Origin of the sequence: Salipaludibacillus aurantiacus (assembly GCF_900111295.1) — a bacterium.
GTDB classification, from domain to species: Bacteria; Bacillota; Bacilli; order Bacillales; family Salisediminibacteriaceae; genus Salipaludibacillus; species Salipaludibacillus aurantiacus.
Map to the genome: position 1 here is coordinate 1 of NZ_FOGT01000024.1, position 13,438 is coordinate 13,438.

The window sequence follows — 13,438 nt, forward strand, 5'->3', positions numbered from 1 at the left end:
ACACGGAAGTTAAGCTCTCCAGCGCCGATGATAGTTGGGGGCTCTCCCCCTGTGAAAGTAGGACGTCGCTGGGCTCAAAGGCATTCTCAGAAGAGGATGTCTTTTTTTGTGCGTGGAGGAAAGAAGGGAAAGATTAATTACCTTAAACCATTCCCGCTAAAAGCTGATTACTTTTCTTTTGGGCAGGCGTTTCGCCGATAGATCGTGGTTTTCGCTGATTGAGTATCGATTTTAGCCGATAGAAATCAAAAATCGCTGATAGGCTCCTTAATTTCGCTGATAGACCACAAAAATCGCTGATAGATCACAAAAATCGCTGATAGAACCCCAAAAATCCCAGATTGCCCACTAAATATTCACTTCCCAGCTCACCAATTTTTGCTCTTAGACCCATCAGTCCGGAAGAATCCCATCTTTCTTTTTAAAAATTATGGTGGTTCAGGCACAGAGAGGGCATTTTCACATATTTATAACTATATAGAAAACAGTAACGGAGTAAGTTAGAGAAAGTGTAAATAACTGACAACACGGACGACATGTGCGGCATATAGTAAAGCACGTGTTTTCATGGAGTTCGAGGATTAAAGAATAGAAGATCGGGCCATAATGTTAAGGGAGGTGCAGAAGCGTGAATTATGCTATGAATAAAGAGTTGCCTTTATTAAAAGATTGCTTGATTTGTTCCAAGGCAAAGAAAGAAGGAATATATGTACTTGGAACATTTATTTGTGAAGAATGCGAAGCACAGATGGTCCGCACTGATACAGGAGATCACCGGTACGCCATTTATGTTGACCGTTTAAAAATGCTAAAACCTGACTTGCAAGGTGGAGAAGAGAGGCCGGTTCAAAAATGAACCGTCTCTCTTTTTAATTTAGGAAGAAAATTAACGCATGTTTCGTTATAATGGGTGGAGGATTATGATTTGGAAAGTAGGCCTATAATGAATCAGAAAGATACCCCGCTATTTAACCAGTTAAAAAAACATGCAGAACAGTCTCCGCAGTCATTTCATGTACCAGGGCATAAAAATGGCCGGGTTTTTTATGAAAAAGCGAAAACAATGTTTCAAGACATTTTACATATAGACCAGACTGAAATTGAGGGGCTGGACGATCTGCATGAGGCAGATGGAGTGATTGCAGAAGCAGAGCAGCTTGCCGCAGAATTGTACGGGGTGCGTAAGACTAATTTTCTGGTGGGCGGTTCTACGGCAGGAAATCTGGCAATGATGATGACAGCTGCAGAACGGGGAGAGACTGTCCTGGTGCAGAGGAGCAGTCATCAATCAGTTTTCCACGGAATTGAGCTGGCAGGAGTAAAGCCGGTCTTCCTGGAGCCTGAAGGAGATGAGGAGACAGGAACAGTGCTGGGAGTTTCTCTTCGTACTTTAAAAGAAGGGATAGCCGCCTTCCCTGAAGCAAAAGCGGTTTTTCTGACCTCCCCTACGTATGAAGGTTACGGTCAACCCCTATCAGAACATGTCCAAGCTGCGCACAAAGCCGGTTTAATGGTTTGTGTGGATGAAGCGCACGGCGCCCATCTTATTTATGAAAAGGGGGCATCCTGGCCGCAGAGTGCCATTAAAGCAGGAGCTGATATGGTAGTACACTCCGCGCATAAGTCGTTGCCTGCTATGACCATGTCTTCTTTTATACATGTTAACAGCAGCCGGGTTAATGAGGAAAGGCTTCGGTATTGTCTGCGAATGCTGCAGTCAAGCAGTCCGTCGTATCCGCTGATGGCCTCACTGGATACAGCAAGGGCTTACCTGGCATCATTTACAGATTCGGACTGGAGGCATATAACTGCACGGGTTGCTCAGTTTAAGGAGGAAGTAGGGCGAGGTTCTTGTTGGGGTCAGACCCCCCAGAAATTGGGAAACTATGTGCAGGATCCATTGAAGCTGGCTTTTGTGACTCGGTTTGCGGGGGTGCCTTTTAAATGGAAGCGCCGGATGGAAGAAAGCAACGTTTTTCCTGAACTTGTATCGCCATATCACCTTCTGCTTACCTTGCCGTTAACAAGTGAACTGCCGTCTGGAGAAAGGTGGCCCGGTTTTTTCCAGGAGGTGCTTCATTTAAATAAGGACGATATCGAGCGATACCACACACGCCGGAAGACTGCTTTTTTTCATGAAAAAAATATATCCGGACTTGCTTATACAATAGATGAGATGAGAAACAGAGAAACGTCACTTGTGCCTTGGACAGCCAGTAAAGGATTTATTTCCGCAGAGACTATTACTCCTTATCCGCCAGGAATTCCTTTAGTGTTAAAAGGGGAACGCATTGAAAGGACTCATGTGGCGAGGCTGGCTGAACTGGTGGATGCCGGGGCTTCATTTCAGACAGGGAAAAAATGGATTGAAGAAGGTATTAAAATATTTTTGCAATAGAGGAGAATGACGAGTGAGCGGTATATTTATTACGTTTGAAGGTGGAGAAGGGGCCGGAAAAACAACGGTTCTTCAGAAAATAAAACAGAAACTTGAGGAAGAGGGACGTCAGGTAATAGCTACCCGTGAACCTGGAGGAAGCATTATAGCAGAAAAAATACGGCAGATTATTCTTGACCCTGCCCACACTGAGATGGACAGAAGAACCGAAGCACTTCTTTATGCAGCTGCCCGGAGGCAGCACCTTGCTGAAACTGTGATTCCTTATTTAAATAAAGGTGGAATTGTACTCTGTGACCGGTTTGTTGACAGCAGCCTTGTGTATCAGGGGGTAGCGAGAGGAATTGGTGTAGAGGAAGTCCTTAATTTAAACCTGTTTGCCACGGAAGGAATGTTGCCTGATCTCACTCTATACTTTGATATTGAGCCGGAAAAAGGGCTTGCGAGAATTGCTGAACATAAAGGCAGAGAATACAACCGGCTTGACCGTGAATCGTTAGTTTTTCATTATCAGGTGCGGGAAGCTTATCTCGAATTACAGAAAAAGGCTCCTGAAAGAATTCACACGATTGATGCTTCTGACAGTTTAGAGGAGGTAACTCGCCGGGCCTGGCAGGAAATCAGCGGGTTTCTGAAGAACAAATAGAACGTAAGAACGAATTTTTCTTGTTATAATATTATATATAAAAGGTTCCATACGAGGAGGCCCGATAATAGTGAAACTCATCATGGCAGTAGTTCAGGATAAAGACAGCAACCGTTTGTCCGATGCTCTTGTAGAAAGGGACTTTCAGGCAACAAAACTGGCCAGTACAGGCGGTTTTTTAAAAGCGGGCAACACGACATTCATGATCGGGGTCAAAGATAAAGAAGTGGAGCAGGTGCTTGAGATTATAAAGGATAACTGCCAGTCAAGAGAGCAGCTCGTAGCGCCGATTTCGCCAATGGGAGGCAATGCTGATTCCTATGTGCCATATCCTGTGGAAGTGCAGGTGGGCGGAGCGACAGTCTTTATTCTGCCGGTTGAACAGTTTGAGAAGTTTTAGACAGGGCATCATAGTGAAAACCGAGGAGTTATAGTTATGAGAAATTGGGAACAGCTGGAGCAAACTCAGCCAGCCATAGTCAAGATGCTTACCAACAGTGTTGAAAAGAACCGTCTGGCTCATGCTTATTTATTTACGGGCGGCCGGGGTACTGGAAAAAAAGAAGCAGCTTTGCTTCTCGCAAAAACATTTTTCTGCGCTCAAAGACAGGGCGCAGAACCATGTCAAACCTGCCGGGAATGCAAAAGGATTGAGTCAGGAAATCATCCAGATGTTCATATCATTCAGACCGACGGAGCTTCTATTAAAGTTGAACAAATCAGGAATTTAAAAAAAGAATTCAGCTTAAGGGGAGTTGAATCCCATAAGAAGTTTTATATTGTTCAAGATGCGGAGAAAATGACCGACGCTGCTGCCAACAGTCTGCTTAAGTTTTTGGAAGAGCCTGATGGAGAGGCACTGGCCGTCCTTTTAACTGTACAGATTCATAAAATATTAAAAACAATTATATCCCGGTCGCAAGTACTGCAGTTTGCACCTCTGCCGGCAGACCTGCTGATTAAAAAGTTGACAGAGCATGGCATTCACGAGAAATATGCGCGGACCGTCTCCAAAATGACCAATGATCTGGAAGAAGCACTCCAGCTTTGCCAGGAGGATTGGATTGCACAAGCCAGAAACAAAGTGATACAATTAATTGATGACCTTTCAATGCGTCCAAGGTATGCATTCATTACCCTGCAGGAAGAGTGGCTTCCTTTTTTTAAGGAAAAAACAGAGGTACAGCTGGGTATAGATTTACTAATGCTGTGGTACCGGGATGTGATCCGGATGCAAGTAGACCAGACGGATCAGATCGTTTATATAGATCAAGAGGACAAGCTTCAGGACCATGCCCTGAAACTGTCGCAAGAAAAGCTGGGAAACAACCTCCAGGCAATAATGGATGCGAAGCGTCGATTGGATGCAAATACCGCTCCCCAGCTATTAATGGAGCAATTGCTTCTTCGGTTACAGGAGGGATAACGTGCATCAGGTGGTAGGTGTCCGATTTAAAAAAGCCGGGAAAATTTATTATTTTTCCCCAGGTGAATTTGATATAAAGCTTGATGATTATGTCATAGTGGAGACAGCCCGCGGGGTAGAATTCGGCAAAGTAGTTATCGGTGTGAAGGAAGTTGACGAACAGGATGTCGTTTTACCGCTTAAAAATGTCCTTCGTCTAGCCACTGACAAAGACAAGCTTATTGTCGAAGAAAACAAAAAAGAATCACAGAAAGCATTTGAGGTATGTCTCGCCAAAATTTCGGAACATAATCTGGAAATGAAACTGGTGGACGCTGAATATACGTTTGACAGGAATAAAGTGCTGTTTTATTTCACGGCAGACGGACGGATTGATTTCCGTGAGCTTGTTAAAGATCTTGCCTCTGTTTTCAGAACACGGATTGAATTAAGGCAGATTGGTGTCCGTGACGAAGCTAAAATGCTTGGAGGCATAGGCCCTTGCGGCAGAATGCTATGCTGTTCCACTTTTCTGGGAGACTTTGAACCTGTCTCAATTAAGATGGCAAAAGACCAGAACTTATCTTTAAATCCAACAAAGATTTCAGGTCTCTGCGGCCGGCTGATGTGCTGTCTGAAATATGAAAATGATATGTATGAGACAGCCAAAAAAGAATTGCCGGATTTAAATGAAAAAATGGAAACAAGCCTTGGAAAAGGAAAAGTTGTCGGCTTAAACATGTTGGAGAGGCTGGTTCAAATAGAGATTTTTGAATCAGGGCAAGTGGTTGAATACACATTGGATGAGCTTCTGGAAGAAGGAGCGATCGCCACGGAATCCACGAAATAATGAGGTGTGGGAATCGTGAATAAAAACGAAATATTTACTCGCGTAAGTCAAATGGAAGAGCGGATCGGCGGGCTTCACCACGAGCTGGGGGAACTCAAGGATCAGCTGGCTCTGCTTTTGGAGGAAAATACCCACTTGCAAATGGAAAACGAGCATTTACGCGAACGGCTCATGAGAGAAGCGGAAGAAACAGAAGAGGAAAATTCGAAGGAAGCTGCAGGCGGTTCTAAAACGAAAGACAGAATTCAGCCCGGATTCGGGGAAGGCTACGATAATCTCGCCCGGCTTTACGAAGAAGGCTTCCATATTTGCAATTTACATTATGGAAGCATCCGAAAAGAAGGCGACTGCCTCTTTTGCCTGTCGTTTCTCCACAAAAAATAAGGACCGGCTAAGCCTTTCCGCCAGACGGAAAGGCTTTTTTTATAATTACTAACGGGGCAAAAGGAATAAAAACCACAATTACTCTTTTGAAAGGAGCAGGCCCAGATGACGAAGAGAGAAAGAATAGAAAGGCTTGACTACCTCCCGGGATGGGAAAGAGCGATTTATCAGCGGCCTGATATTTTTTCATACTCAATGGATGCTGTCCTTCTCGGAAAGTTTGCACAGCTTCCTAAGTCCGGTGAAGGAAAAATTATGGATCTTTGTACAGGCACCGGTGCTGTGCCCCTCATTATGTCCCAGAGAACCCGGACATTTATTGAAGCGGTAGAAATTCAGCCGGTTTTAGTCTCACTGGCGGAAAAGTCTGTGCATGAAAATAACCTGGCTGACCAGATCAGGGTAATGGAAGCTGACATACTGGAACTGGACGGGCTTGTGAGGTGGGAAAGCTATGATACCGTCACATGTAACCCCCCTTATTTTCCGGTAACAGCCGAAAAAGGAAAGAACGTGAATAATCACCTGTCGCTCGCCCGCCATGAAATTGCGTGTACACTGGATGATGTGATCAGGGTGTCTTCCAGGCTTGTTAAACAGAAAGGCCGTGTAGCTATCGTCCATCGTCCTGAAAGGCTCCCGGATATTTTTGGAACCATGATAAAGTACCGGCTGGAGCCGAAACGAATCCAATATGTGCACCCTAAAAGTGACAGGGAAGCGAATATCGTCCTTGTGGAAGCTGTCAGGGAAGGAAAGCCCGGAATTAAGACAATGCCTCCGTGGATTGTATACGGAGAGGACAATACATATACAGGGGAGTTTAAAGAACATTATGAGTGAGAAGAATCATTATGTGTATATTCTCCGTTGTAAAGATGCCACCTATTACACAGGCTATACCACAGATGTCCAGCGGCGGCTCAATGCCCATGAAAATGGGAAAGGAGCGAAATACACGAGAGGACGGGGCCCCTTCACCCTTGTATATGAGCAAAAACTTGACTATAAAGGGGACGCTTTGAAAAGGGAACGGGAAATTAAACGGATGACGCGGAAGGAAAAAGAAGCAATCATTTGTAAATGGAGGAGGGAGAAGTATGAAGATAAAGGAACAACGGAGCTACCCTAAAGATCAGGAAGAGGAGACAGGGGCGCTTTATCTTGTGCCTACACCGATCGGTAATTTGCAGGACATGACATTTCGCGCGGTAGACACATTAAAAAAGGCAGATATCATAGCTGCTGAAGATACGAGGCATACTAAAAAACTGTGTCACGCCTTTGAAATTACAACGTCTCTTATAAGCTATCATGAGCACAATAAACGGGAACGTGAAGAGGAACTTGTAAACCGGGTGAAAAGCGGAGAAATGGTTGCACTGGTCAGTGACGCAGGAATGCCCGCTATTTCAGATCCGGGAGCAGATATTGTTAAACGGATGACTGAGGAAGGGCTGCCTGTTATTTCACTTCCGGGAGCCAATGCAGCAGTTACCGCACTTGTTGGTGCTGGTCTTCCGACGGACAGTTTTACGTTTGCCGGATTTCTTGACCGCAATAAAAAGACAAGAAAAAAGGAGCTTGAACAATGGCAGGCCTCTCCTTCTACATTGATATTTTACGAAGCCCCCCACAGGCTTAAAGAGATGGTGTCTGCACTTCTAGACAGTTTCGGTAACCGCCAGGCTGTGCTATGCCGTGAATTAACTAAGCAGTTTGAAACGATTTTAAGGGGAGATCTGGAAGCCCTTAAAGAATATATTGAGAAAGAGGGAGTTAAAGGGGAATGCGTCGTGGTCGTTGAAGGAGCATCAGAAAGAGAAAGGGAAGCGGCAGCCGGAGCCCCTTGGTGGGAGACGCTTACTTTAAAAGAGCATGTGACTTCATATATCCAAAAAGGTGAAACCTCAAAACAGGCTATCAAACTGACTGCTTTGGACAGGGACATGCCTAAACGTGAGGTTTATCAGGCATACCATGTAGAAAACAACTAAAACTGGTCAAAAAAAGACTTCCTCCAGCGAACTGCTGGAGGAAGTCTTTAATATTATTTTTCTTGTTTTTGAATGTAGCTTTCAAGCTCTCTTACAATTTCTTTGGCGCCCATCGGGCTTAAGATAATTTTACCTTCAGCAAGGGATAAGTTGTCATCTGAAACTTCCCCTGTTACTTGACAGGTCATGTTAGGCTTATACTTTTTAAGGACGATGCGGTCATCGTCAACATAAATTTCAAGCGCGTCTTTCTCTGCGATGTCTAAAGTTCTGCGCAGTTCAATCGGAATTACCACGCGGCCAAGTTCATCAACTTTTCTTACGATACCAGTAGATTTCATGATATTTCTCCTCTCATCTCTTAAATTTTGTCCGACAAACTCGTATGTCTCTGTGTCATTTTTCGACAAAATTCTTGTAAACTCAGAATACCAAGTCTTCCAAAAGAAGTCAATTAAAAAATGTTTAAATTCAAAGCATTTAGAAAATGGGAGTTTTCTAAACGTCTGTGGCGGGATATAAAGCGTTGTTGGTAAATGTAACCATCGACTGAAAGACTGAGAAAAAGTAATAAAAAACCAACAGCTTAAAACATTTTTCGACAACAGGCGACAAAAAAATGAGAGGTATTCTGCCAGGCTCTCCCCCTTCCCTTAAAGATTTCCTCAAATAAAAATATACTATTATGAATACTAATACCCTTTTCAACCAATAATGTAACAGTAATTAAGGAAATTTTTTGAAAATTAAGAGCGGTGATTCGCCAGGCTGAAGCCTTGACAGTCCCTGCATCCTTATGTATATTCTGAAAGAAGAGGAATAACTGGTTTTAAATGAATAATCGTGATTCCAATGACGGGATGAGTAAAAAGAGAGGTTTATGAACAGAGAGCCGGGGCAGGTGAAAGCCGGTATAAGCTGAACTTTTGAATATGGTCCTGAGAGGAACTGCTTTTCGAGCCTTAATGCGGGATGGCAAGGCAAAGGTAAGGGAAGCACGGCGCTGCACGTTAGACAGGATACTGCAATGTTTTTTAAAGCCGTGCAGTACTTAGAGGTTTACAGGAATGATCCTGTGGACAAATCTGGGTGGTACCACGTGAGGTTAACTCTCGTCCCAAGTGAGGACGGGAGTTTTTTATTTTCTTTTATGAAGGAACCGCCCGTACATCATTTTCAATAAGGAGGATAAAAAATGGCAAAAGACACTAACACGTTTTATATTACGACACCGATTTATTATCCAAGTGACAAGCTCCACATTGGTCATGCTTATACAACCGTGGCCGGTGACGCAATGGCCAGGTATAAGCGCCTGAGGGGATACAACGTCAGGTATTTAACGGGGACCGATGAGCACGGGCAGAAAATTGAACAAAAAGCAAAGGAAAAAGGGGTCAGCCCTCAGCATTTTGTGGACGGTATCGTTAAGGATATTCAGCAATTATGGGAAAAACTTGATATTTCATATGATGACTTTATCCGGACGACAGAAGACCGTCATAAAAAAGTTGTAGCTAAAATATTTGACCAGCTCCTTGAACAGGGAGACATTTATCTTGGCGAATATGAAGGCTGGTATTCTATCTCTGATGAAACATTCTATACCGGCCTTCAGCTTGAGGATAAAGAATACGATAATGATGGAAACATAATTGGCGGGAAAAGCCCCGACAGCGGACATCCTGTTGAATGGGTAAGGGAAAAGTCTTACTTTTTCAGAATGAGCAAGTATTCCGACCGTCTGCTCAAATATTATGAGGAGAATCCTGAATTTATCCAGCCGGAATCCCGGAAAAACGAGATGATTAACAATTTTATTAAACCTGGACTGGAGGATCTTGCCGTGTCCCGTACGTCATTCGACTGGGGGGTTAAGGTAAACAAAGATCCTAAACACGTCGTTTATGTATGGATTGACGCACTATCCAACTATATAACCTCTCTCGGCTACGGGACGGATAACGATGCCAATTACGAGACATACTGGCCTGCGGACGTCCATCTGGTCGGAAAAGAAATTGTCCGTTTCCATACGATCTACTGGCCTATTATGCTGATGGCTTTAGATCTGCCTCTTCCTAAAAAAGTTTTTGGCCACGGATGGCTGCTAATGAAAGACGGCAAAATGTCCAAATCCAAAGGGAATGTGGTAGATCCCGTTCCGTTAATTGACCGTTACGGGCTGGATGCTTTACGTTACTATCTCCTTAGGGAAGTGCCTTTCGGCTCCGACGGCGTATTTACTCCGGAAGGGTTTGTTGACCGTGTAAACTACGACCTGGCCAATGATTTAGGCAACTTGCTAAACCGTACCGTTGCTATGATTAATAAATACTTTGACGGGGAAATTCCAAACTATATCAAAGACGCCACTTCCTTTGATGAATCGCTCGTTGATCTGGTGGAAGCGACAGTTATTAAAGTCGAGCAGGCTATGGAGGATATGGAGTTTTCCGTTGCGCTCACGGCAATTGGCCAGTTAATCAGCCGAACAAATAAATACATCGATGAAACTCAGCCCTGGATTTTAGCTAAAGATGAAGAGGCAAAAGACCAGCTTGGTTCTGTCATGCACCACCTTGCAGAATCACTCCGGCAGATCTCAATTATGCTTCAGCCGTTCTTAACAGAAACACCAGTTAAAATATGGGGACAGCTGGGTATTACTGACGACTTAACGTCATGGCGTTCACTCAGGACATTCGGGCAGATTCCTGGAGGAACAAAAGTGATTACCAAAGGTGAGCCTCTCTTTCCTCGTCTTGATGTGAAAGAGGAAGTAACAAGTATTGTCAAAATGATGGGCGGCACGCCTGTTACTGAAGAGGACAGCAAGGAAAAACAGGAGGCTGAAGCACCTGAGGTCGAGGAAATCACAATTGATGATTTCTCTAAAGTCGATCTCAGGGTAGCAGAAGTGATCCGTGCGGAAAAAGTGAAAAAAGCGGATAAACTTTTAAAGATCCAGCTTGATTTAGGTTATGAAAAGCGCCAGGTGGTCTCAGGCATTGCTAAATACTACGAACCGGATGACCTCGTTGGCCAAAAAGTTATTTGTGTCACCAATTTAAAGCCTGTCAAACTGCGCGGTGAATTATCGCAAGGAATGATTCTGGCCGGGTCTCACGATAACGATCTTACTCTTGCCACGGTAGCTGAGAATTTGCCGAATGGATCGCAAGTGAAATAATTCAAAATAACATGCGCCTTTCCGGTACGATAAAGGAAAGGCGCTTATTTGCAAAGGAGGTACAAAAAACGTGCTGTTTGATACCCATGTTCATTTAAATGCCGACCAGTTTGAAGACGATGCAGAAGAAGTGATTAAACGTGCCCGTGAAAAGGGCGTGGAACACATGGTCGTGGTCGGGTTTGATGAGAAAACAATAAATAAAGCTCTGAAATTAATAGAAACCTACGACTTTTTATACGCAGCAGTGGGCTGGCACCCTGTGGATGCGGTAGATTTAACCGACGACTATTTAGCCTGGATCGAAGAATTGTCAGACCATCCAAAAGTTGTGGCTATAGGGGAAACAGGGCTTGATTACTACTGGGACAAGTCTCCAAAAGATATACAGCAGGAAGCTTTCAGGAAACAGATCAGGCTTGCGAAAAAGTTAAACATGCCGCTCATTATCCACGACCGGGAAGCTCACGAGGATATTGTGGATATATTGAAAGAAGAGAATGCTGAAGAAGCAGGAGGTATTATGCACTGCTTTCAGGGAGATGTAAAGATGGCTAAACAATGCCTGGAAATGAATTTTTACATCTCTTTTGGCGGGCCGGTAACATTTAAAAATGCAAAGCTGCCGAAAGAAGTAGCTAAAGAAGTCCCTTTAAACCGGCTTCTCGTTGAAACAGACGCCCCTTTCCTGGCTCCTCATCCTTACAGAGGGAAAAGAAACGAACCCTCGTATGTGAAACTGGTGGCCGAAAAAATTGCGGAACTGAAAGAGGTTGAGTTTGAAGAAGTAGCAAATCAAACAACTGAAAATGCCAAAAAACTTTTCGGTATTTCCTGACAAAATCCGGGGTTATTCATGTGGCGAATGATAGCAGAACTTGTCCTCATTCGCTTTTATTATTATTAATTTGGAAGGTACTTTATTCCAGAAAGAGCCTCTGTCGAAAAAAAAGGCTTGAAGCCCCTGTCCTTATAAAATATAGTTTTTTTTAACGTTTCATTTTTCGCGGTCACAGGAGGGACTAAAGAAACTGTCAGGACTAGGAAAATGTTCACAATACTTATATTGACAAGTTAGAAGGGGCGGAGTATAATTCGTTTTCGATAAGGAGGGGTTCTTTTATGAGCCATTGGATGAAGCAGCTTTACGCCCGTTTTACATGGCGAAAGCTGGCCGTATCCAGCGTTGGGCTTCTGGCATTGACAGGTATTTTGATTTTAGCCGTTTACGAATTGACAAAGGCCGAAGTCACCGTAAAAGCCGATGAAGAGTTGCTGGCTGTTTACACGCATGCATCAACTGTCGGCGAAGTGCTGGAAGAACAGGACATTGATACAACAAACCATGATTATATTGAACCATCAGAAGAGACAGTTATTTCGGAAGCAATGACGATCGTTTATAAACCGGCTCAGAGAGTTGAGGTGAACCTTGAAGAGGAAGAGCGGTCTGTATGGACAACCGCGGCTACAGTAGGCGAGCTGATGGATGACTTATACATAACGGTGGATGAACACGATTATATTCATCCGGAACTGGATAAACAAGTGAACGAAGGGATGCAGGTAATTTTTAAACCTGCTTTTCAGGTGACTGTTATTAGTGATGGAGAAAAGGAAACTGTCTGGTCTACTTCGACAACTGTCGCTGACTTTTTAGAAAATGAAAATATTACCTTAGGTGAAATGGACCGCGTGGAGCCGGAAACAGAAGAAGAGCTCCGGGAAGAAGCAGAAATTAAGGTCATCAGGGTAGAAAAAGTCACCGATGTTGTAGAAGAAACAGTTGATTATGCTACCGTTACAAGAAATGATTCATCCTTGCAGCAAGGAAATGAGGAAGTAAAGCAGCAAGGAAAAAAAGGCAAAATAGAAAAGCGTTATGAGGTGGTTCTAGAAGATGGCGAGGAGGTCTCAAGAAAACTCATTAATGAAGAAGTTGTTAAGGAAAGTGAAGACCGTATCGTCGCGGTAGGTACAAAAAAACAGACTGAGAGTGTGTCGCGGGGATCTTCCTCTGCCGGCTCATCCTCATCCGAATCGTCCTCCGGGGCCAGTTCATCAGGTTCTTCAAATTCCTCAAACTCTTCCGGCTCATCGAACCGGTCCGGGTCATCTGGTAATTCTAGTTCTTCTTCGGGAGGAAACTGGGAAACATATACTGCTACTGCCTACACGGCCTCCTGTACAGGATGCTCAGGGGTCACTGCTACAGGGATTGATTTAAAAGCCAATCCTGATGCCAATGTTATTGCTGTAGACCCTGCTGTCATTCCACTGGGGTCCCGTGTGGAAGTGAAAGGTTACGGCACGTACATTGCAGGAGATACCGGGGGCGCAATTAAAGGGAAAAAAATCGACATATTTATCCCTGACTCCAATAAAGTTAAGTCTTTCGGACGGCGAAATGTACAAGTCCGGGTATTGGACTGATATGATATGATAGAGGCACAGAGGGAGGATTCTCTCTGTGTTTTTTATACTTTAAGAAATTTTAACTCTGTTTAAGGATTTAAGTATAAGAAAAATATAATATTATTAATATAAATGCCTGACAGCCGGCAC

14 protein-coding genes and 1 rRNA gene are annotated in these 13,438 nt (G+C 43.9%); 14 read left to right on the forward strand and 1 reads right to left on the reverse strand.

Annotated elements, in window-relative coordinates:
* The 11 genes from rrf to rsmI all read left to right on the forward strand — a co-directional run.
* A 5S ribosomal RNA gene (gene rrf, locus BMW59_RS22465) occupies positions 1-74 on the forward strand; the annotation flags it as partial.
* 554 nt (positions 75-628) lie between these two features.
* Complete coding sequence (locus tag BMW59_RS19735; RefSeq protein WP_230895882.1) at positions 629-856, forward strand: sigma factor G inhibitor Gin; 228 nt, start codon at positions 629-631, stop codon at positions 854-856.
* Positions 857-943: 87 nt separating this feature from the next.
* Positions 944-2,398, forward strand: coding sequence for an aminotransferase class I/II-fold pyridoxal phosphate-dependent enzyme (locus BMW59_RS19740; RefSeq protein ID WP_143051265.1), 1,455 nt, complete (start codon positions 944-946; stop codon positions 2,396-2,398).
* A 13-nt stretch (positions 2,399-2,411) separates the two neighbouring features.
* Positions 2,412-3,044, forward strand: coding sequence for a dTMP kinase (gene tmk / locus BMW59_RS19745; RefSeq protein WP_093055777.1), 633 nt, complete (start codon positions 2,412-2,414; stop codon positions 3,042-3,044).
* A 70-nt stretch (positions 3,045-3,114) separates the two neighbouring features.
* A complete protein-coding gene (locus BMW59_RS19750) occupies positions 3,115-3,444 on the forward strand; it encodes a cyclic-di-AMP receptor (protein WP_093055779.1) in 330 nt (109 codons plus the stop codon).
* A gap of 36 nt (positions 3,445-3,480) precedes the next feature.
* The gene (holB, locus tag BMW59_RS19755) at positions 3,481-4,470 is read left to right on the forward strand and encodes a DNA polymerase III subunit delta' (RefSeq protein WP_093055781.1); all 990 of its coding nucleotides are present in this window, start codon (positions 3,481-3,483) and stop codon (positions 4,468-4,470) included.
* Between the two features lies 1 nt (position 4,471).
* A complete protein-coding gene (locus BMW59_RS19760; protein ID WP_093055783.1) occupies positions 4,472-5,299 on the forward strand; it encodes a PSP1 domain-containing protein in 828 nt (275 codons plus the stop codon).
* Between the two features lie 15 nt (positions 5,300-5,314).
* Entirely contained in the window at positions 5,315-5,683 is a 369-nt protein-coding gene (yabA, locus tag BMW59_RS19765) for a DNA replication initiation control protein YabA (RefSeq protein WP_093055785.1), read from the forward strand.
* Between the two features lie 105 nt (positions 5,684-5,788).
* The gene (locus BMW59_RS19770) at positions 5,789-6,526 is read left to right on the forward strand and encodes a tRNA1(Val) (adenine(37)-N6)-methyltransferase (protein ID WP_093055787.1); all 738 of its coding nucleotides are present in this window, start codon (positions 5,789-5,791) and stop codon (positions 6,524-6,526) included.
* On the forward strand, positions 6,519-6,815 hold the full coding sequence (locus BMW59_RS19775; RefSeq protein ID WP_093055789.1) for a GIY-YIG nuclease family protein: 297 nt from the start codon (positions 6,519-6,521) through the stop codon (positions 6,813-6,815). Before BMW59_RS19770 ends, BMW59_RS19775 begins: the two co-directional genes overlap by 8 nt.
* Entirely contained in the window at positions 6,784-7,680 is an 897-nt protein-coding gene (gene rsmI / locus BMW59_RS19780) for a 16S rRNA (cytidine(1402)-2'-O)-methyltransferase (RefSeq protein ID WP_093055791.1), read from the forward strand. Before BMW59_RS19775 ends, rsmI begins: the two co-directional genes overlap by 32 nt.
* Before the next feature lie 53 nt (positions 7,681-7,733).
* On the opposite strand, the gene BMW59_RS19785 is transcribed toward rsmI, so the two are convergent.
* Positions 7,734-8,021, reverse strand: coding sequence for a transition state genes transcriptional regulator AbrB (locus tag BMW59_RS19785; RefSeq protein WP_093055793.1), 288 nt, complete (start codon positions 8,019-8,021; stop codon positions 7,734-7,736).
* An 854-nt stretch (positions 8,022-8,875) separates the two neighbouring features.
* Here BMW59_RS19785 and metG point away from each other — a divergent pair.
* The 3 genes from metG to BMW59_RS19800 all read left to right on the forward strand — a co-directional run bounded on the left by metG (position 8,876) and on the right by BMW59_RS19800 (position 13,306).
* On the forward strand, positions 8,876-10,873 hold the full coding sequence (gene metG / locus BMW59_RS19790) for a methionine--tRNA ligase (RefSeq protein WP_093055795.1): 1,998 nt from the start codon (positions 8,876-8,878) through the stop codon (positions 10,871-10,873).
* Positions 10,874-10,943: 70 nt separating this feature from the next.
* A complete protein-coding gene (locus tag BMW59_RS19795; protein ID WP_093055797.1) occupies positions 10,944-11,711 on the forward strand; it encodes a TatD family hydrolase in 768 nt (255 codons plus the stop codon).
* Between the two features lie 284 nt (positions 11,712-11,995).
* Positions 11,996-13,306, forward strand: a complete 1,311-nt coding sequence (locus BMW59_RS19800) for a resuscitation-promoting factor (protein ID WP_093055799.1) — start codon at positions 11,996-11,998, stop codon at positions 13,304-13,306.
* The last annotated feature ends 132 nt before the right edge of the window (positions 13,307-13,438 follow it).